Source organism: Myxococcales bacterium, assembly GCA_012517325.1.
In the GTDB taxonomy this organism is placed as follows: Bacteria; Lernaellota; Lernaellaia; order Lernaellales; family Lernaellaceae; genus JAAYVF01.
The window spans coordinates 24,494-43,568 of sequence record JAAYVF010000061.1 but is presented as its reverse complement, the minus strand read 5'-3'; the positions used below and the strand labels follow the sequence as shown (position 1 = coordinate 43,568).

At 62.3% G+C, this 19,075-nt stretch carries 18 protein-coding genes; 9 read left to right on the top strand and 9 right to left on the bottom strand.

What is annotated here, in order from left to right; all coding sequences use genetic code 11:
• Genes GX444_11070 through galE form a run of 7 tightly spaced genes read left to right on the top strand, consistent with a single transcriptional unit; the run spans nt 1 to nt 8,538 of the window.
• Nucleotides 1-1,383 carry an O-antigen ligase family protein gene (locus tag GX444_11070; protein ID NLH49133.1) on the top strand — a complete coding sequence of 461 codons (1,383 nt, stop codon included), beginning with the start codon at nt 1-3 and terminating at the stop codon, nt 1,381-1,383.
• Nucleotides 1,364-2,743 (top strand): flippase, encoded by a 1,380-nt coding sequence (locus tag GX444_11065; GenBank protein NLH49132.1) that lies wholly within the window; start codon nt 1,364-1,366, stop codon nt 2,741-2,743. Before GX444_11070 ends, GX444_11065 begins: the two co-directional genes overlap by 20 nt.
• Before the next feature lie 2 nt (nt 2,744-2,745).
• The gene (locus GX444_11060; GenBank protein ID NLH49131.1) at nt 2,746-3,855 is read left to right on the top strand and encodes a glycosyltransferase family 4 protein; all 1,110 of its coding nucleotides are present in this window, start codon (nt 2,746-2,748) and stop codon (nt 3,853-3,855) included.
• The gene (locus GX444_11055) at nt 3,852-5,246 is read left to right on the top strand and encodes an undecaprenyl-phosphate glucose phosphotransferase (GenBank protein ID NLH49130.1); all 1,395 of its coding nucleotides are present in this window, start codon (nt 3,852-3,854) and stop codon (nt 5,244-5,246) included. Before GX444_11060 ends, GX444_11055 begins: the two co-directional genes overlap by 4 nt.
• Before the next feature lie 21 nt (nt 5,247-5,267).
• Nucleotides 5,268-6,599, top strand: coding sequence for a UDP-glucose/GDP-mannose dehydrogenase family protein (locus tag GX444_11050; GenBank protein ID NLH49129.1), 1,332 nt, complete (start codon nt 5,268-5,270; stop codon nt 6,597-6,599).
• Nucleotides 6,600-6,618: 19 nt separating this feature from the next.
• Nucleotides 6,619-7,557, top strand: coding sequence for an SDR family oxidoreductase (locus tag GX444_11045; protein ID NLH49128.1), 939 nt, complete (start codon nt 6,619-6,621; stop codon nt 7,555-7,557).
• A 3-nt stretch (nt 7,558-7,560) separates the two neighbouring features.
• Entirely contained in the window at nt 7,561-8,538 is a 978-nt protein-coding gene (galE, locus tag GX444_11040) for a UDP-glucose 4-epimerase GalE (protein ID NLH49127.1), read from the top strand.
• A gap of 9 nt (nt 8,539-8,547) precedes the next feature.
• Here galE and efp read toward each other — a convergent pair whose 3' ends face one another.
• Complete coding sequence (efp, locus tag GX444_11035) at nt 8,548-9,117, bottom strand: elongation factor P (protein NLH49126.1); 570 nt, start codon at nt 9,115-9,117, stop codon at nt 8,548-8,550.
• A gap of 153 nt (nt 9,118-9,270) precedes the next feature.
• On the opposite strand from efp, the gene dacB reads away from it, so the two are divergent.
• Together dacB and GX444_11025 are read left to right on the top strand one after the other, a co-directional pair.
• Nucleotides 9,271-10,746: a D-alanyl-D-alanine carboxypeptidase/D-alanyl-D-alanine-endopeptidase gene (dacB, locus tag GX444_11030; GenBank protein ID NLH49125.1), complete on the top strand. Its 1,476-nt coding sequence runs from the start codon at nt 9,271-9,273 to the stop codon at nt 10,744-10,746.
• A gap of 37 nt (nt 10,747-10,783) precedes the next feature.
• Entirely contained in the window at nt 10,784-11,323 is a 540-nt protein-coding gene (locus tag GX444_11025; GenBank protein ID NLH49124.1) for an AAA family ATPase, read from the top strand.
• Here GX444_11025 and GX444_11020 read toward each other — a convergent pair whose 3' ends face one another.
• From GX444_11020 to GX444_10985, 8 genes are all read right to left on the bottom strand, one after another.
• The gene (locus GX444_11020; protein ID NLH49123.1) at nt 11,324-12,256 is read right to left on the bottom strand and encodes a dihydroorotate dehydrogenase; all 933 of its coding nucleotides are present in this window, start codon (nt 12,254-12,256) and stop codon (nt 11,324-11,326) included.
• On the bottom strand, nt 12,253-13,074 hold the full coding sequence (locus GX444_11015) for a dihydroorotate dehydrogenase electron transfer subunit (GenBank protein NLH49122.1): 822 nt from the start codon (nt 13,072-13,074) through the stop codon (nt 12,253-12,255). Before GX444_11015 ends, GX444_11020 begins: the two co-directional genes overlap by 4 nt.
• Nucleotides 13,071-13,544 carry a ribosomal protein S18-alanine N-acetyltransferase gene (gene rimI, locus GX444_11010; protein ID NLH49121.1) on the bottom strand — a complete coding sequence of 158 codons (474 nt, stop codon included), beginning with the start codon at nt 13,542-13,544 and terminating at the stop codon, nt 13,071-13,073. The genes GX444_11015 and rimI overlap by 4 nt, the downstream gene beginning before the upstream one ends.
• Before the next feature lies 1 nt (nt 13,545).
• Nucleotides 13,546-15,114, bottom strand: coding sequence for a hypothetical protein (locus GX444_11005; protein NLH49120.1), 1,569 nt, complete (start codon nt 15,112-15,114; stop codon nt 13,546-13,548).
• 80 nt (nt 15,115-15,194) lie between these two features.
• Nucleotides 15,195-15,893 (bottom strand): hypothetical protein, encoded by a 699-nt coding sequence (locus GX444_11000; GenBank protein ID NLH49119.1) that lies wholly within the window; start codon nt 15,891-15,893, stop codon nt 15,195-15,197.
• An 81-nt stretch (nt 15,894-15,974) separates the two neighbouring features.
• Nucleotides 15,975-16,871, bottom strand: coding sequence for an FHA domain-containing protein (locus GX444_10995; protein ID NLH49118.1), 897 nt, complete (start codon nt 16,869-16,871; stop codon nt 15,975-15,977).
• A gap of 51 nt (nt 16,872-16,922) precedes the next feature.
• Nucleotides 16,923-18,098, bottom strand: a complete 1,176-nt coding sequence (locus tag GX444_10990) for a glycosyltransferase family 4 protein (GenBank protein NLH49117.1) — start codon at nt 18,096-18,098, stop codon at nt 16,923-16,925.
• Nucleotides 18,095-19,042: a glycosyltransferase family 2 protein gene (locus GX444_10985; protein NLH49116.1), complete on the bottom strand. Its 948-nt coding sequence runs from the start codon at nt 19,040-19,042 to the stop codon at nt 18,095-18,097. The genes GX444_10990 and GX444_10985 overlap by 4 nt, the downstream gene beginning before the upstream one ends.
• Between the last annotated feature and the right edge of the window lie 33 nt (nt 19,043-19,075).

Sequence of the window (19,075 nt, the reverse complement as noted above, 5' to 3'; positions counted from 1 at the left end):
GTGCCGGCCGGACCCGCCCGCCTTGGCCTGTTGTCGCTTTCCCTGGCTTTGCTGTATTCCTTCGGGTTCGTGGAAGTCGGCCTCGGCTCACTCGGCCCGACCCGTCTGACCACCACGGAATTGCTGCTGGCGCTGTTCTTCGTTTCGGCCTTCCCGACTTTCCGCCCGACTTTCCGCCGACGCGACTGGCTCCTGTGGGGATTGCTGGCGATCGCCGGATCGATGTTGCTGACCACGCTCGCGGTGGCCGACGGGCGGGGCGAGGCCCTGAAATTCACCGCGCGATTCGCCATCGGCATCGTACTTTATCTGTTTCTGCGGTGCGTGGCCGAACAGCGCGACCGGGTGTTGACGATCTGCCGCGCGATTCTGGCCGTAGGCGTGATCCTCGCCCTGATCGGCATCGCGCAGCATTTTTTCCCGGTCACGGTGATGCCGTTCATCGCGCTGTTCGTGCCTAATAAATTCGCGGTGGCCGATCCGTCGCTGCCCCTGGCGCTGACCACGGGCGTCTTCAACCACGCCGGCCGCCTGGTGGTACGCGCGTCTTCGCTGTTCAATTACTGCAACTCCTTCGCGTATTTCTTGCTGATTGCCGCTGGCGCGGCGATTCTTTACGGTCGGCTGACGAAAGAACGATACGCCCGCCGATTCGCACTCTTTTGTCTGACGCTTTTTCTGACCGCGCTGTGGTTCACATACAGTCGCGGCACCTGGCTGGCGCTGGCGGTCGGCTTGTTCGCCGGCATCGTTTATCTGGCCGCGCAACGACGGCGATGGAGCCAGCGGCGGATGCGCCTGGGATTGTTGATCGTCGTGTTCGTCGGACTGTTGGTGGCCGCCGCCTTCCTGGTTCGTGGCGAGCGAACCGTGCCCGAGACGCTTCCCGTGTGCGCCGACGGGGTCGTGCCATTTCCCGGCATGATGAATGACACGGCCGATGCGGATACTTTCTCGACCCGCTTGCTGCTCTGGCGGGCCGCGATTCGTTTGTGGCGCGAGTCGCCGTGGCTGGGCATCGGCGTCGACCGCTTTCGGTACCGGTTCTATCCGGCCTTGCCGAGGACGACGTACGATTTGTTCGTCGGCCAGGGGCTGTATCAGGCGCACAATCTGCCGCTGACGATGTTGTGCGGGCAGGGGATTGTCGGCCTGGTCGCCCTGGTTTTTTTCCTCTTCGGTTGCGTCCGCGAAATGCGGCGCGACCGGAGCGGTGGGGATCCGATTTTGCGCGCGGTCGTGCTGGGAATGCTGGCGGCTATCGCGGCGGTGAACCTTTACGACGCGATGCTTTTCGATTCCTATGCCAATATGTTGCTGATCGGTCTGGTCCTGGCACTGGCGGTCGAGGACGGATGGGCTCATGAACCGCGTCTGGACTAATACGCTCTGGAAAATCCTGGCGATCCTCGGCGGCAAGCTGCTGGTTTTTGTGCTTCTGTTTGCGGCGGCGCGACGGTTATCGTTGGCGGACTTCGGCTACTTTTCGTTTGCGTTGGCGTTCGGCTACATCCTTTTCCCGTTGATCGACGCCGGTTTGGGCACCGCCTTGTGGAGGGAGGCGACGACCGCGGCCGACGCGGGCCGCCGCGCGTACTCGTCGAGCCGCCGGTTGCTCGGCGCGACCGCCCTCGGTGGCCTGGCGATCGGGCTGACGGTTCTTTGCTTTTTCGCGCTTCCACCGGCGGCGTTTTGGTTGACCGTGCTGATCCTGGCCGGCATCGCGATTTCGGTCGTCGTCAATCTGCGGCAGGCGGTTTTCAAATCGCGGGAACGATTGCGCGAGGACGCGCTCGTTTCGCTGGCGGCCAACTTGGCTTACGTTATTCTCGGCTTGCTTGGCCTTTGGGCAGGCGCCGGGTTGGTGGGCCTGGGCCTGGCGTTTCTCGCCGGGCAGGGCTGCGGAGCGTATGTCGCGTTTCGTTTGGCGCTTTTCACGGAACCCGAGAGGGTCGATCCCCATCCGACGCCGGGCGAGCTTTGGCGATCGTCATGGCCCTTTGCGTTGATCGGGCTGTTTACGGTCGTCTACTTCCGCGTCGACGCCCTGCTGCTGGAAAGACTGGCCGGCGCGGCGGAAGTGGGGCTTTACAGCGCGGCCTACCGGTTGATCGAAGCGGCGATGATCCTGCCGGCGGCTTTTCTGGCCGCCTATTTTCCGCGATTGGCGCGCGAAGCCGAAACAAAGCCGGTTTCCGGTGACCTGACGCCCCATTTCCAATGGTTGATCGGCACAGCCGCGCTTGGGGTGGTGTTCGGTTCCTTTTTCGCCGGAGACGTTCTCGAACTGCTTTTCGGCGCAGCCTACCGGCAGGGATCCTCGACCCTGATCTTGTTGTTGCCGGCGTTGCTGTCGATCTACCCGAATTATTTGCTGACGACCTTGCTGGTCGCGCATCGCCGCCAAAAATCTTTCATGAAAATCACCGCGCTGTGCGCCCTGGCCAATATCCTTTTGAATTGCCTGGCAATTCCGCTTTGGGAGCGCCTGGGAGCGGCCGGATCGACGCTCGTCACCGAGGGGTTGCTGACGTTTCTGGCGGTGCGGGAGCTGCGGCCTCATCTGCCGCGAATTTCGTTGCAAAAACTGCTAGTTCCGCTAAACTATGCCGCGATTTTCGGTTTGTTATTGGGGCTTCTATACTTCGTTTCGCCCTCGGCGGCGATGGTCGGCGGCTGCGGTCTGCTGATTCTTGGCTTGATCGCGGCGTGGTGGAGATTTCACCGGCAGGTCGAGGAATGATAGTGGCCATCGATGCGCGCGCGGCGACCGAACGTCCCAGCGGTGTGGGCGTGTACACGCGGAATCTCGTCGCCGGGCTGGCCGAGGTCGGCGCGGGCGACCGCTTTCGCCTGGTTTCGCACCGGGCTGTTGTTTTGGACCAACCCCTGCCGGAGTTCATCACCGTCAGCGACCCGTATTTTCCGGTCGGCAATGTCTGGTTGCAAACCGTTTGCCCGCTGTTGCTCCGGCAGGAGCGGGTTGACGTTTTTCACGGCGCCAATTTTCTCGCTCCGTTACGCAGCCCCTGTCCGACGGTCCTGACGATCCACGACTTGTCGAGCTTCGCCCTGCCGTGGGCTCACCATTGGCGCAACAATCTCATTCAGCGGTTGTTGCCGGCTGTACTGCGCCACGCGCGGCGCCTGATCGCCATCAGCGAGCGCACACGGCGCGATCTGCAGGAACGCTTTGCCGTCCCCGCCGAGAAAATCCGGGTGATCCCGAACGGCATCAATCCGCGATATTCGCCGGTCGCCGATCCGACGGCCGATGGGGCGGTCCGGGCGCGACTCGGCTTGCCGGAGCGCTATTTTCTGCATGTCGGCACCCTGGAGCGACGAAAAAATCTCACCGCCTTGTTGCGCGCGTTCGCTTTGTTTTGCCGCCGGCGGCCGGGCGATGCCCGGTTGGTTCTGACCGGGTCGGACGGCTTGGGCGCCGAGGAAATCCGGCTGCTCTACCGCCAACTCGGTCTCGGCGAGCGCGTGATTTTCACCGGATATGTCGCGGCGGACGATCTGCCGGCTTTGTACCGCGCGGCTTTAGCTCTGGTTTTTCCCAGCCTTTGCGAGGGGTTCGGCCTGCCGGCGGCGGAAGCGATGGCTTGCGGCACGCCCGTGCTGGCCTCCGCAGATCCGGCGCTTTTCGAGGTAGCCGGACCGGCGGCTTTGTACGCGCCGGCCGGCGAGCCGGCGGTCTGGGCCGAACGGTTGGCGGAACTGGCCGGCGACGACGCATTGCGCGCGCGGCTTGGTCGGGAAGGGGAGATCCGTGCCCGGTTGTATGATCGCACGCAATTCGCTAAACAGACACTGGCGGTCTATCGCGAGGCAGCGGGGGAAACGGCTTGATCGGCGAACGATCGAAATTCATGGGCAGCGTTCAACTGGTGGCCGACGTATCGGTCGTCGTCGGCTCCTGGCTCATCGCTTACCCGATCCGTTTTCACCTCCTGCCGTTGCGCATCCAGCACGTGCCGCCGTTCAGCCGCTATGCCTGGCTGGCGGTGCTGGCGCTCTTCATCTGGGCGGTGGTGCAGCGTTGGCCGGGGCGGATCCGCGTGGCCAGCGGTCTGACCCGCGAAATTCTGCTCGGACTGCAAGGGCACCTGCTGGCTTTCATCGCCTTCGTGGTGGTGACGTTCTTCATCAGCGAGTACAAACCCAGCCGGCTGGTGTTGGCGATCTTTCTTCTATTGTCCACCTCGGGACTGATCGGCGTGCGCGTTTACCTGGACCGCTGGCAGCGACGGCGTTTCGCGAAGGGCGAAGGCATCAGCCGTTGTCTGGTGGTGGGAACCGGCCCGCTGGCGAAGTCGCTGGTCGCGCGGTTGCACGCGCATCCGGAGCTGGGGCAGAAGGTCATCGGTTTTCTGACCGACGAGCCGGGGGAAATCGCCTCCGAGATCGACGGTCTGCCCGTTCTGGCGGCCGTGGAAAACGTCCAGTCGGCCGTTCAGGAACAGCGGATTCAGCGCGTTTACGTCGCGTTGCCGATGGCCGCGCACGATCGCCTCGCGGTGGTGCTCAACAACCTCGAAGAAGAGATGACCGACGTCAACGTCGTCGTCGACCTGCTGAATTACGTGGTTTTGCGTTCGGGCGTCGAGGATTTCGAGGGCCTGCCGATCGTCAGCCTGAAGCAGATTCCCATTTCCGGCTGGGGGATGGTGGCCAAGCGCGCGTTCGACGTCGTCTTCTCGGCGGCGGTGCTGGTGCTCGGCAGTCCGGTGTTTCTGCTGATCGCGCTGGCGATCAAGCTGTCCAGCCCGGGGCCGGTTTTTTATCGGCAGGAGCGCATGGGACTGGACGGCAAGGTTTTCGGCATCTGGAAATTCCGGTCGATGCGCGTCGACGCCGAGCAGCAGACCGGCGCCGTGTGGGCGACCGAGAATGATCCGCGCCGCACCCGCGTCGGCACGTTTTTGCGGCGCACCAACCTGGACGAGTTGCCGCAGTTCTTCAACGTGTTGCAGGGCGAGATGAGCGTCGTCGGGCCGCGGCCCGAGCGACCGGTGTTCATCGAGGAGTTTCGCGGCCGGATTCCGAAGTATATGCTGCGCCATATGGTCAAAGCCGGCCTGACCGGCTGGGCCCAGGTCAACGGGTGGCGCGGCAATACGGATTTGCGCCGCCGGATTGAATCCGATCTCTATTACGTGGAAAACTGGAGTTTCTGGCTGGACTTGCGCATCATCTGGATGACCGTCTTTTCCAGGTCCGCCCGAAAGAATGCATACTAAACAGCGCTAAGGGAGTGGAACATGAACATTTGCGTCATCGGCACCGGCTACGTCGGCCTGGTGGCCGGCACCTGCTTCGCCGAAACCGGAAACGACGTCATTTGCGTGGACAAGGTCGAGGAAAAAATCGCCTGCCTGAAGCGCGGTGAAATTCCCATTTACGAGCCCGAACTGGATGTCTTGGTCGAGCGCAACGTGAAGGAAGGGCGCTTGAGCTTCACCACGGATCTCGCGGCGGGCGTGGTGAAAAGCGACATCATCTTCATCGCCGTCGGCACGCCCCAGGATGAGGACGGCGCCGCCGATCTCACCCACGTGCTGGCCGTCGCCCATGCCATCGGTCAGGCGATGAACGGCTTTAAAATCATCGTCGACAAATCGACGGTCCCCGTCGGCACCGCCGACCGGGTGCGCGAGGCGGTGCGCCAGGAAACCACGCTGGACTTCGAAGTCGTTTCCAATCCCGAGTTCATGAAAGAAGGCGCGGCGATCAACGACTTTCTGTATCCCGACCGCGTGGTGATCGGCACCGGCAACCAGAAGGTGATGGAAACGATGGGCGAGCTTTACGCGCCGTTCGTCCGCACCGGCAATCCGATCATCTTCATGGACGTACGCAGCGCGGAAATGACCAAGTACACCGCCAACGCGATGCTGGCCACGAAAATCAGCTTCATGAACGAGATCGCCAACCTGTGCGATGAGGTCGGCGCCGACGCGATGATGGTGCGGCGCGGCGTGGGCAGCGACAAGCGCATCGGCTCGCAGTTCCTCTTCCCCGGCGTCGGGTACGGCGGCTCCTGCTTCCCGAAGGACGTCCGGGCTTTGCTGCGCACGGCGGCGGATTTCAAGCAACACCTGCAGATCCTGAAGTCGGTCGACGAGGTCAACGAACGGCAGAAGTTGATCCTGTTCGAGAAGGTCAAGAAGCACTACGGCCCCGATCTGAAGGGAAAGCTGTTCGCGATCTGGGGCCTGTCCTTCAAGCCGCAGACCGACGACATGCGCGAGGCGCCGGCCAAGTACCTCATTCGCGCGTTGATCGGCGCCGGCGCCAAGGTCCGGGCGTACGATCCGGCCGCGCTGAAAGAGGCCGCCAAGCCCTACAACCTCAAAGATATGATCGACAGCGGCGGCCTGACGCTGTGCCAGAACAATTACGAGGCCGTGGACGGCGCCGATGCCCTGCTCGTCGTGACGGAATGGAACGAATTCCGCCGGCCCAACCTGGAACGCATCAAGGCGCTCCTGCGGCAGCCGGTGATCTTCGACGGGCGCAATCTGTACACTCCGGCGATCCTGCGGGAAATGGGCTTCGCCTATTATTCCATCGGGCGGGACGCCGTAAAATAAATAACCGAGAGGAAACAGCATGCCGCGCATTCTGATCACCGGCGCCGCCGGTTTCATCGGCTCGCATCTATGCGAATTCTACGTGCGTAAGGGTTTCGATGTCATCGCGATGGACAACCTGCTGACGGGAAACATCGCCAACATCGCCGCGATCACCGCCGACAATTTTCATTTCATCAAGCACGACGTCACCAATTACATCTACGTCGACGGGCCGCTGGATTACATCCTGCATTTCGCGAGCCCGGCCAGCCCCATCGATTACCTGGAACTGCCCATCCAGACCCTGAAAGTCAACGCGCTGGGCACGCACAAGGTGCTGGGCTTGGCCAAGGAAAAGAAGGCGCGCCTGCTGCTCGCTTCCACCTCGGAGGTCTACGGCGATCCGTTGATCCATCCGCAAACGGAAAGTTACTGGGGCAACGTCAATCCGATCGGCCCGCGCGGCGTCTACGACGAATCCAAACGTTTCGCCGAGGCCCTGGTCATGGCCTATCAGCGGACGCACGGCGTGGAAACGCGGATCGTGCGCATCTTCAACACCTTCGGCCCGCGGATGCGGCTCAACGACGGCCGCGTAGTGCCGGCCTTCATCAGTCAGGCGCTGCGCGGCGAGCCGCTCACCGTCTTCGGCGACGGCCAGCAGACCCGCAGCTTCTGCTACGTCAGCGACCTGGTCGAGGGGATCTATCGCCTGCTGATGAGCGACGAAACGGAACCGACCAACCTCGGCAACCCGCGTGAGATGACGATCCTGCAGTTCGCCGAATGCATCCAGAAACTGACCGGCACGCATTGCCCGATTGAATTCAAGGATCTGCCGGTCGACGATCCGAAAGTCCGTCAGCCCGACATCTCCAAGGCCAAGCGCATTCTGGGCTGGGAACCAAAAGTCTCGCTCGAAGAAGGGCTGAAACTCACCATCGACTACTTCATGAAAGTGCTGAATAAAGGATAGACAATGAGCATTCTGATCGCGGGCGGAGCCGGGTACATCGGCAGCGTGACGGCGGCCCAATTGTTGGCCTCCGGTTATGAGGTGGTCGTCTACGACGACCTGAGCCGCGGGCACCGGCTGGCCGTGCCGCCGAAAGCCGTCTTCGTCCAGGCGGAACTGGGCGATACCGATACCCTGGTCCGGACGTTTAAAAAATACCGCGTCGACGCCGTGATGCATTTCGCGGCCCACAGCCAGGTGCCGGAAAGCATGACCTTTCCGGAAATCTATTACGAGAACAACGTCGTCGTCGGCAAGCGCATTCTCGACGCTATGCGGCAGGCGGACGTGAACTTCATCATTTTTTCCAGCACCTGCGCCACCTTCGGCGATCCCGAAACCATTCCGATCCACGAACAGGTGCCGCAGCACCCGGCGAATCCCTACGGCGAAACCAAGCTGGCCTTCGAACGGATGCTGCACTGGTATCACCAGATTCACGGCTTGAATTACAGCATTTTGCGGTATTTCAACGCCGCCGGGGCGGCCTACGGTCTGGGCGAGGATCATCGGCCCGAGTCGCACCTGATTCCGCTCGTTTTACAGGTGGCGCTGGGCCAGCGGGATAAAATCGCCGTTTTCGGCAACGATTATCCGACGCCCGACGGCACCTGCATCCGCGATTACATCCACATCGCGGATTTGGCGCAGGCACACATTCTGGCGATGGAAAAGAAGCGGAACGAGGCGTCGCACTTCAACCTGGGCAACGGCAGCGGCTACAGCGTCCGGGAGGTCATCGACGGCGCCCGGCGGGTGACCGGCCACCCGATTCCGGAATACCTGGCGGCGCGGCGGCCGGGCGATCCGCCCCGGTTGATCGGCGACAATAAAAAAATAAAGCGGGAACTCGGTTGGGAGCCCCGCTTTCCGTCGTTGGAAGAGATGATCGCCACCGCCTGGGAGTGGCACCGCCGCAACCCGGACGGTTACGCCGACTGAGCGACTCGTCTAGCGCGCGCGCTCGATATATTCGCCGGTTTCCGTATCCACGCGAACCACTTCGCCGACCTCGATGAAACCCGGTACGCCGACTTCCAGCCCGGTCTCCAGCTTGGCGGGTTTGCTCTGGTTGGTCACCGTCGCGCCCTTGATGTAAGGGGCCGTTTCGATCACCTTCAGCTCGACGATTTTCGGCAGTTCGATGCCGACCAGATCGGTTCCGTAAAACAGCATCTGCACGTGCGAATTGGGCAGCATGAAGTGCAGCTCGTTTTCGATCAGGCCGATGCCGTAGGAGACCTGTTCGAAGGTTTCGGCGTTCATGAAGTGAGCCATTTCGCCGTCCTCGTACAGGAACTCCATTTTCACCATGTCCAGCGTGATGCGCTTCACGTTTTCCACCGAGCGGTAACGCTGCTCGCGTTGAACGCCGGATTTGATGCCGCGCATCTTGACCTGCATGACGGCATTGCCCTTGCCGGGAGTGATGTGCGTCGCGGCCAGCACCTTGTAGGGTTCGTTCTCGAACTCGATGATGTGACCGACACGAATATTGGTCGCGGTATAAATCGTGGCCATGTTTTCCTCCGGGTAATAACCCTCGCCAACGTGGGCCGTATTCTACACAGCGAAAAAGCCAATGCAAGAGGCGGGAAAATCCGCAGGAAATGGTTGCATCCGGCGCGGCGGGCCGTTAGGATTTGGGCCAAAATGGAAAGGGACAGCGAACCGATGAGCAGTCGCAAAAGCCTGTTTCTGGCGTGTTGGATTGTTGGGGGACTGATTTCCATTCTTGCGCTGGTCGCCGCCGCGCAGCCCGCGACGCCGGTCGCCGCTCCTGTGGCCGCCGGTCCGGCCTTGACGCCGACGCAGCGCCAGCAATTGGATAAAATCTTTACCGATCCCATTTTTCAGAAGGCCACGGTATCCGTGCAGGTGAAGCGCGTGCGCGACGGGGCGCTGCTTTTCGAGCATGAGCCGGATACCTTTTGCATTCCGGCCAGCACCAACAAGCTCATCACGGGCGCGGCGGCCTATGCGATTCTCGGGACGAATTATCATTTCAAAACGCGCCTGCTGGCCGATCGCCGGCCGACGGCACAGGGAGTCATTCAGGGCAACTTGTACGTCGTCGGTGGCGGCGACCCGGACCTGACCACCGAGCAAGTGTGGAAAATGGTTCGCGCCCTTTGGCTGTCGGGCGTGCGGCAGGTGACCGGCGATCTGGTCGGCGACGACAGTTTTCATGACGAGGAGCGGTATTATCCCGAATGGGGGCCAAAATCGTTCCAGGCTTATCGGGCTCCGTTGGGCGCTTTGTCGGTCAATTACAATACAATCGAATTCTGGGTCCGCCCCGGGCCGACCGAAGGCGCGCCGGCGTTCGTTTCGCTCAATCCGCATCCGGCCGGCCTGACGATCCAAGGCGCCATCAACACCGTGGCGGGGCGCGGCAACAAGACGGTCATGACCATGACCGACAACGCGGTGCAGATCAGCGGCCAATTGGGCATCGAGGCGCATCCGGACCCGACGTATCAGGCGGTGCGCGACCCGCTGACCTTCGCCCTGGGAACCATCCGGGAAATGATGAAAACCCAGGGGATCACGATCGCCGGACAAAGCCGCCCGGGAAACGCGCCGAAAGGCGCCGTCCTGATCCACGAGCACGAGAGCGCCGAGTTGCCGATCATCATCCGGCGGCTGTATCGCTTCTCGAACAATTTTACCGCCGAGCAAATCGCCCGGACGATCGGCGCGGTGACCTCCGGACAGCCCGGCAGCCGTGAAAACGGCGCGGCCGCGGTGACCAATTGGCTGCGGCAGGAAAATCTCTATCGCGAAGGCGAGGTGATTTTCGACGGTTCCGGTTTGTCGAAGGACAATCGGCAGAGCGCCGCCAGCATGGTCGCGGTGTTGGAATGGATGGGGCGCAATCCGCGGGCCTTTCCGGAATATCTGGACGCCCAGCCGATCGGCGGCGTGGACGGCACGCTGCGCCGGCGCTTCAAGAAAAGCAGCCTCTACGGCCGGGTGCGCGCCAAGACCGGCTTCGTCAACGGCGCGGTCACGCTGGCCGGCTATTGTTACGACGCACGCGGTGAAATTTACGCCTTTGCCTCGCTGGTCAACGACTTCCAGACCGTCACCGGGGTTCGCGGTCCGCAGCAACTGACGGAACGACTGCTGGAAATTCTGATGCAATGATCATCCGGCCGGGCCGCGACGAACGGGAGGAGAAGCCATGATTTTTTCGCTCATCGGTCCGCGCGGTGCCGGCAAGACGACGATCAGCAAGCGGCTGGCCGAATTAACCGGTTGGCCGCGCATGGCGACCGACGAATGGGTGGAAAAAATTGACGGTCGCCGCCCGGCGTTGATCATCGCCGCGGACGGACTCGATACCTATCTGCGGCTGGAAAAGGAGGCGTTCGCCGCCTGCCTCGCCGATCTCCGGGAACGAATGACCAATGCGCCGGGGGTATTGTTCGATGTCGGCGGCAGCCTGATCCTGGCCCCGGACGTTCGGGAGGAACTGCGCCGGATCGGCGAAGTCGTTTATCTGCAGGCGCCGCCGGAAATCCTCGCCGCGCGGCTGCAACCGGAAAATCCGGGGTTGTTGCCGGCGGAGATGCGCCGGCTGATCGCCGAGCGCGACGCGCACTTTCTGGAGACCGCCCACCTGGAAATCGACACCCACGATCTCGGCATCGAGGCAAGCGTCACGGTGCTGATGAATTGGGTGGCGGCCCGGTGCGGGATCTGCGAATTTCGGCCGGAATGATCAGCGGCGGTCGGCGAACGTGCCGACGATCTGCGCCGGGCTCGTCAATCCTTCGCGCTCCAGCCAGACTTCGATTTCGCCGGCCACGCGCAGCGGCGCGCGCGGATCGATGAAATTGACGGTGCCGGTTTGCACCGCGCGGCAGCCGACGCACAGAAATTCCAGGGCGTCCTCGCCCGTCAGAATGCCGCCGATGCCGACGACGGGGACATTCACCGCGCGCGCCACTTGCCAGGCCATGCGCAGCGCGACCGGCTTGATGGCCGGGCCGCTCAGGCCGCCGGTGATGTTGCCCAGCTTCGGCCGCCGGGTTTTCAGATCGACCGCGATGCCCAGCAGCGTATTGATCGCCGAGAGCGAATCGGCGCCGGCCGTCGCCGCCACCTTGGCGAGGGCGACGATGTCGGTGACGTTGGGAGTCAATTTGACCATGACGTGTTTGCTGGTGGCCGCGCGTACGCGCTCGACCAGTCGGCCGAGAATTTCGGGATACGCGCCGAAGGTCACGCCGCCCGCTTTGACGTTCGGGCAACTCACGTTGAGCTCCAGGCCGCGGACGAACTCGGCGTCCGGTTGCGAGAGGCGTTCGATCACCCGCAGGTAGTCGTCCTCGGTCTCCCCGTAGACGTTGGCGACCAGGGTCACGCCCAATTCGGCCAGGCGCGGATATTTTTCCGCCATGAACGCCACTACGCCGATGTTTTCCAGGCCGATCGAATTGAGCAGGCCGGCCGCGGTTTCGACCAGGCGGGGCGGTTTGTTGCCCCGGCGCGGCAACGGCGAGAGCCCCTTGAGGACCAGGGCGCCCATGGCGGACAAGTCGACCAGATCCTCGTATTCCACCCCGTAGCCGTAGGTGCCGGACGCCCCCATCACCGGGTTTTTCAGAATCAGGCCACGGCCCAGATCGACGCGCAAGTCCAACGGCTTCATGTCAGTTCTTCCCAGACAATTTGGTTGGCGGCGAAAACCGGCCCCTCGTAGCAAACCCGCTGATAAGGAATGCCGTGGCCGGTCGGATCGCCGATCGTCGGGACGACGCAACCGCGGCACGAACCCAAGCCGCAGGCCATCTGGCTTTCCAGGCTCACCTGGCACCGCACCGCGGCCTCGCGGCAAAGCAGCGCGACCGCCCGCAGCATTGGCAGCGGCCCGCAGGCGAATACCTCGGTGGCCTCGGCCGGCGAATCGGCGAGCCGGGCCCGCAGTTCGTCCGTGACCAGCCCCCGGTGGCCGAGCGAACCATCCTCGGTCGTATAACGGCAGTCCAGACCCAGCGCCTCGAAGCGGTCGCGCGTCACCAGATCGGCCGCGCCGCGACCGCCGAAAATCAAGGTGGAGTGAAGGTCCGGCCGGTCGTGCAGGCGATCGGCCAGGAACAGAAACGGCGCGATACCGACGCCGCCGGCGACGAAAATCGGCTGTGTCGTTGGGGGAGAAACCTGAAACACGCCGGCGCCAAGTGGCCCGAGGACATCCACCGTTTGTCCGGGCCGCAATTCGGCCAGCGCTCGCGTTCCGGCGCCGACGATCTTGATCAGCAACCGGACTTCGCCGTCGGGCGAAACGCGTTGAATGGAAAACGGCCGGCGCAGCAGAGGTGGACCGGTTTGGATCGGCGTCAGGGTGACGAAGTGGCCCGGCTGGGCGAGCCGCGCCAACTCCGGAAAGGCAAAGGCCAGTTCGAAGTAGTCCGGGCTGATCATTTCCCGGGCGACGACCGGCACGGTCTGTTGCAGTTTGGGGGTCATGCGGGTTTCTCCAGCGCGAGCAGATCGCCCATGAATATCAGCGCGTCCTCGCCGGTGTCCGCGTAATATTTTTTCCGCGTGTAGGCTTTGTGGAACCCGTGGCGGGAATAAAGCGCGATCGCGGCCTCGTTGCTCGGCCGCACTTCCAGCCAGGCCATCGCTGCGTTGGCGGCGCGGGCGCGGCGCAGGGTTTCGGCGAGCAATCGCCGGCCGAAGCCGTTGCGCCGCAGCGATTCCTCGACCGCGAACTTCAAAATGTGCAACTCGTCAGCCACGACCCACGACAGGGAATAGCCGATCAAGCGATCGTTCAGCCGCAAGGCGAGGAAGAGCGAATACGGCCGATCCAGCGCTTCGCGGAAACTGTCGAGGTGCCAGGGGGTGAGGAAGGATTCGGCTTCGAGCCGCGCCACGGCGTCCAGATCGGCGGCAGTCACGTCATCGATGCGCGGCGGCTCCGGCGCGGCCATCTCAATCTTCGTCGTCGTCACGGTCATGGTAAGCGACTTGTACGCGGAAGGTCGTTTCCACGTATTCCATCAGTTCGTCGACCACGTCGCCGTAGGCGCCGCCGAATTCCGTGGCCGCCTGGTTGACGTAATGGCTGTAGCCGGCCAGTCCGTCCGCGTCCCGGCTGCCGTCGAGCACGATCAGCAGCGCTTGCTTGGCCAGTTTGCGATGCGCCAGGTCGCCCTGGTCGGCCAGCAGGTAACTCCAGTCGGCGAGGGTGCTGTGGCGATCGTGGAAGACGTAAACGACCGGATAGCTTTTCCAGGCGCTGATCTCGTTGAAATAGCCGGCCGGGAAGCCGACGCCGAACCGCACTTCTTTTTCCAACACTTCACTATAGAAAGAGCGGATTTGCCAGATCGCCGAATCTTCCTTGTGAATGTCGTTGGTGCCGTTGGGCATCCGCAGCGACAGAAACCGCAGGGCCTGATAAAAACGGCCGATCTGCAAGGCGTCGGACGCGGCGATCGAACTGGCGGGGTTGCCGCCCGGCAGGAGATCCAGGAAATATTTTTCGGGGAACCAGAGCGGTTCGGTCAGCACGGGATAATCGCCTTGCAGGCCCGTATAACGCCCCAGGCGGTTGCGGATGCAGAAATCATCGACGCCCGATTCCGCGCCGGACAACCGGGTTTCCAGCGTATCGGCCAGAAGTTCGATCTGCTCGTTGAACCCCCACGGGTCTTCTTCCAGCGCGTCGAGGTAGACGCTGTTTTGATAGCCGGCGGTGAGATCGAGCGCGGCGGACGCCGCCAGATCGGCCGGATTCGCCGCGCGCCAGGCGGCGGCGTTCGGGTTCCAATCGAATTGGCCGTTGCCTTCACCGTAGTCCCCGGTGCCGTCGACGCCGTCGACGCCGAAGTCGTCGTAGGCTTCGCCGGCGTCCCGGTCGCCGTTCTGATTCGTATCGACGAACGGTTCGTGCAATTGGCGAATCACCGGCTCGCCCGGGTCGCGCCGGCCGTTGCCGTTCAGGTCGTGCGCCAGCCAGAAATCCACGGCCAGGCCCGACTCATCGTCGAAGAATGTCACCGAATCATAAGTGCCGTCGGGATTGTCCGGGCTGTACAGCGGCGGCAACACCAGCGGTTCGCCGGCGGTATAGGAATCGGCGACGACCTCCGGCGGATAATAATTGCTGTCCTCGTTTTGATAATAAGGATTGCCATACGCCGCGAGGAAATCGCGCATCGCGAGGAGGCGTTCCGCCCGCGATGGTTCGGTGGGCCAATGGTCGAAATCGGCGGCCAGCGAATCGATTTGCGACAATTCGGCAAAGGCGCTGGTCGGGCCGTTCATCGCCAAGGTGACGTTGAATTTACCCGGGTGGCCCAGTGAAAGGCGAAGGGCGGGAATGACGCCTTCGCCGAATCCCAAAATCGCCCGGTAGCCGCCCGTAAAGTCCTCATCGATAATCTGGTCTTCGCAAAACGGCTCTTCATTGCCCTCGGGACCGGCGCCCGAGTCGCAGCCCAGGCCGATCCAGAGCAATAAAATGGCCGGCAGAATCCATAACTTATTGAAACGCAAAGGATTTCTCCATTGTTAGCCAACGGCTGCAAAGTCGGAGAATGCTAGCACCGGGCTTGGTGAAGTGTCAACGTGTGAAATCAATTATATCGATCGCGCAGAATGACCACGTTGGAGCGGCTTTTCAGCTCGGCAATGTGATCCTTCAATTTCTGATTATAGAGTTCTTTTTCGGCCAACGATTTGAGTTCCTCGGCGGTCGCCTGCGGGTTCTTTTGCCGCAATTCCGCCTCGTGATCGGCCAGGTAGGTGGGCAAGCCGAGTTTGACCTGGATGTCGATTTTTTTCGTCAGGTATTTCTCGATGATCAGGCAACGGAAAAAACAACGATGGATCGAACGGAATTCTTTGAGGTCTTTGGCGGTTTGTTTGACGTCTTCGTCGCGCAGATCGTAGTTTTCGAGCCAGGTCGTATATTCCTCGCGGCTGGTGAAGGTGGCGCGGAATTTTTCCAGCATTGTTTCCAGCTCGTCGTCGGGGACCTCGGTGAAGCCCATTTTCCGCGCCTGATTGTAAAGCAGTGAGCGAGTGATCATTTCATTGAAAGCGTCTTTTTCGGTCGGATTCGCCGGCGGTTGCGGCTGGCTGAACCAGATGTTGGTGCGGGAGAGAATGTCGCGTTCGACTTGCACGTCTTCGATGGAAATCGTTTCGTTATCGACCGTGGCGACCAGGGAATCCACCATGACGCCGGCGCTCTTCTTTTTTTTTGCGAACGCGGGCGATGCCCCAGCCAGGGAAACGATCAGTAAAATCAACAGGGCGCGACGCCAGGACATCGGGGTCACCTCATGAATGTTCGCTCGTCGATCTTTCTAAAATACCCGAACGAAACCTGCAAGCCGGAAGCAACACCGGTGCTAGGCCCAGATCCAATACAAAACCACGGTTAGCGCCAGCAGGGTGATGCCGCCGATCGCGACCCAGCGCCAGGGCCCGTAAGTACTGGGAATGTTTTGCGTCGCCGGTTTTTCCGCCGGCGCCTGCTTTGCCGGGCGCGGTTTGGTCGGGTCTTCGTAACGGATCGTCGTATCGCCCAGCCGGATCAGATCGCCGGTTTGCAACGGCACGCCGCGAACCTTGGCGTTGTTGACGAAAATGCCGTTGAGCGAGCGGTTGTCGTAAATGAAATAGCCGCCCTTGCGCTTGATGATTTTCGCGTGATGCGCCGAAACCTGATTGTCGGGCAGCACCAGGTGGCATTCAGGGCTGCGTCCGATTTCGAGTTCCGGTTGCACCAGCGGCAACAGGCAGTGGCGTTTCGGGCCATTTTCCACCACCAGCCGGGGCAGGGAACGTTCGGCTTCGGAAAGCGCGTCGATCTTGGTTTTCAAGCCCGCGTCGGGCGCGGCGACGGTGGTTTGCTCGACGTCGCCGGCGATCTCAGGCTTGAAGTCGGCGCTGGGAAGCCGCAGGTGGCGGATCACCTCGTCGTTCATGGCGATCGTGGCCTGTAGGCGCGAGGGTTCCTCGGCCACCAGCATGAAATCGTGCGGCCCGATTTGTAGGTGGTCGCCGACCGTCAGTTGAAAAAGGCCGTGAATGCGATTGCCGTTGACGAAGGTGCCGTTGGTGCTCGCCAGATCGTTGATGAAAACGCCTTCCTCGGTTTGCGTCAATTCGGCGTGGACGCGGCTGACGTTTTCATCGTCGAGAAAAATCTCGCAGGAAGGATCGCGACCCAGGCGTTGCAAAATGCGGGTGATCGGGTAACGGATTTTCGCGCGATCGTCGACCGTTTTGATCAGGGCATACATTCCGCGTCCTCCTTACGATGAAAATCAGAATAAAAAGCGGTTGCCCCAGCGTCAAGCATTGGCCGGACCGAGGCGGCGATACAGTTCGGCCAACGGCCGGTTGACGGCCGTCGGGGAATAATCGCGCGCCGCCATCTCCCGCGCGCGTTCCCCCATGCGGTCGCGGCGGGCCGGGTCGGTCAGCACGTGCCGCAACGCGGCCGCCAGCGCGGCAACATCGCCGGGCGGCACCAGAAATCCTGTTTCATCCTGCCGGACGAGTTGCGGCAATGCCCCGACCGCGGTCCCGACCACCGGCAGGCCGGCGGCCATGGCTTCGAGCGTCACCACGCTGAAACCTTCGCGGCGCGAGGGAACCGCCAACAAATGGGCGTGGCCCATCTGTTCGCGGACCGCTTGTGGCGGCAAGGGGCCGGCGAATTCGACGCGCCCGGCGATGCCGATCGATCGCGCTTGCTGGAGCAGTTTTTCTCTTAACGGGCCTTCGCCGATGACGATCAGCCGCCAATCGAGCGTGGCGGAGAAGTGGCGCAGCGCCTCGAGCAAGACGTCGAAGCCTTTTTCCTCACTCAGACGGCCGACCGCCAGGATGCGGACCGGTTCGGCGGCGCGCGTGACGAGTGGGTAATCGTCGATTGCAATGCCGTGCGGAATCACCAGGATTTTTGCTTCCGGCAAGCCGAGCGCCAGCGCGCGGCGTTTCATCTCGTCGCTGTGGACCACCACGCCGGCCGCGCGTCGCGCCGCGCGTTTCGCCGCCCAGGCCAGCGGCCCAGCCGGTTGCGCCAGATCGCTGCCGTGAAAACTGACGACCAGCGGCCGCCGCGAAGCGATGCCGGGCAACGTGGCCAGCAAACCGGCGAATGACCAGTGCGCGTGCAGGATATCGATGTCGGGCAACAGGCGGATGGCATGGCGGCGTAGCGCGGTGGCAAACCCCGGCACGGTCCACCAGAGCGAACGATCGTTTTTCAAATTGGCGGGAATCCCGCCGCCATACGCCAGCGGATGGGTGCGATCGCCCGGATAGGGAAAGCGGTGGACGGCGACGCCGTCGATTTCTTCCCGAGCGGCGGCTTTTCCGTCACCCGGCGCCAGAACGGTGACGGGGCAGTTCAACCGGGTTAGCGCAATGGCCTGCCGCAACAGGAAAACCCCCGACCAATGATCGCGATGCAGGGGAAAGCTGGTGGTCAGAAAAAGGACGCGGGGCTGATCGTTGCTCAAGGCCGGTCGTTCCTGCCGGTTTCGCGGGATCGAATCAACAGTTCCTCGAGGTGGCGGCGGTTGGTGGCGATCAGGTCGGCTAGAATGCCCAGAACCCCGGTCTGAAAACCGATGATGATCAGGATCGACGCCAGGAGCAGGCTTTGTACATGGCCGCGACCGTTGACGGTCAGATAGAAGTAAAGAAACCGCAGGCCGATCAATGTGCCCAGGCCGAAGAGCGTCAGCGCCAACGAACCGAGCGCCCGCAACGGTTCGTAGGTGAGGTACATCCGCAAAATCGTCATCGCGCTCCGAAAAACGTAATTCAGGTTGGAGCGGACCAGCCGGCTTTCACGGGTCTTCGGGTTGGCGCGGATCGGCACCGAGGCCACGGCCAGGTTCGAGCGCCCGGCCTGGATGAGGGTTTCCAGGGTGTAGGTGTAGCGTGACAGGACGTTGAGCCGCAGGGCGGCGCGGCGCGAAAACGCGCGGAAACCGCTGGTGGCGTCCGCGACCTGCAACCCGGAGAAGCGCCGGACGACCCAGGAGCCGTAGCGCTGCAATTTCTTTTTTTGCGCCGAAAAATAGGGGATCGCCTCGATATCGCGCACCCCGATGACGACGTCGGCCCGCCCGGCGACGATCGGCGCCGCCAGTTCGGGGATCGCCGCGCCGGGATATTGGTTGTCGCCGTCGGTGTTGACGATCACGTCGGCGCCGACTTCCAGCGCCTTGTCCAACCCGGCGCGAAACGCCGCCGCCAGCCCGCGATTGGCCGCGAAGCGGACCACGTGATGCACACCCAGCCGGCGAGCGATTTCGCTCGTGCCGTCATCGCTGCCGTCGTCGACGACCAGGTATTCCACGGCATCGAATCCGGGAACCGTGCGCGGCAAAGCCGCCACCACTTCGGGCAGGGTTTGTGCCTCGTTGAAACAGGGTATTTGAATGACGAGCTTCATGAGCTATTTTTATGCCATACCGCACCGCCAAAT

What these genes read in the sequence shown, in the direction of transcription:
- GX444_11065 (NLH49132.1), top strand. Translation starts at nt 1,364, where the DNA reads ATGAACCGCGTCTGGACTAATACGCTCTGGAAAATCCTGGCGATCCTC.
- GX444_11050 (NLH49129.1), top strand. Translation starts at nt 5,268, where the DNA reads ATGAACATTTGCGTCATCGGCACCGGCTACGTCGGCCTGGTGGCCGGC.
- GX444_11045 (NLH49128.1), top strand. Translation starts at nt 6,619, where the DNA reads ATGCCGCGCATTCTGATCACCGGCGCCGCCGGTTTCATCGGCTCGCAT.
- galE (NLH49127.1), top strand. Translation starts at nt 7,561, where the DNA reads ATGAGCATTCTGATCGCGGGCGGAGCCGGGTACATCGGCAGCGTGACG.
- efp (NLH49126.1), bottom strand. Translation starts at nt 9,117, where the DNA reads ATGGCCACGATTTATACCGCGACCAATATTCGTGTCGGTCACATCATC.
- dacB (NLH49125.1), top strand. Translation starts at nt 9,271, where the DNA reads ATGAGCAGTCGCAAAAGCCTGTTTCTGGCGTGTTGGATTGTTGGGGGA.
- GX444_11025 (NLH49124.1), top strand. Translation starts at nt 10,784, where the DNA reads ATGATTTTTTCGCTCATCGGTCCGCGCGGTGCCGGCAAGACGACGATC.
- GX444_11020 (NLH49123.1), bottom strand. Translation starts at nt 12,256, where the DNA reads ATGAAGCCGTTGGACTTGCGCGTCGATCTGGGCCGTGGCCTGATTCTG.
- GX444_11015 (NLH49122.1), bottom strand. Translation starts at nt 13,074, where the DNA reads ATGACCCCCAAACTGCAACAGACCGTGCCGGTCGTCGCCCGGGAAATG.
- rimI (NLH49121.1), bottom strand. Translation starts at nt 13,544, where the DNA reads ATGGCCGCGCCGGAGCCGCCGCGCATCGATGACGTGACTGCCGCCGAT.
- GX444_11000 (NLH49119.1), bottom strand. Translation starts at nt 15,893, where the DNA reads ATGTCCTGGCGTCGCGCCCTGTTGATTTTACTGATCGTTTCCCTGGCT.
- GX444_10995 (NLH49118.1), bottom strand. Translation starts at nt 16,871, where the DNA reads ATGTATGCCCTGATCAAAACGGTCGACGATCGCGCGAAAATCCGTTAC.
- GX444_10985 (NLH49116.1), bottom strand. Translation starts at nt 19,042, where the DNA reads ATGAAGCTCGTCATTCAAATACCCTGTTTCAACGAGGCACAAACCCTG.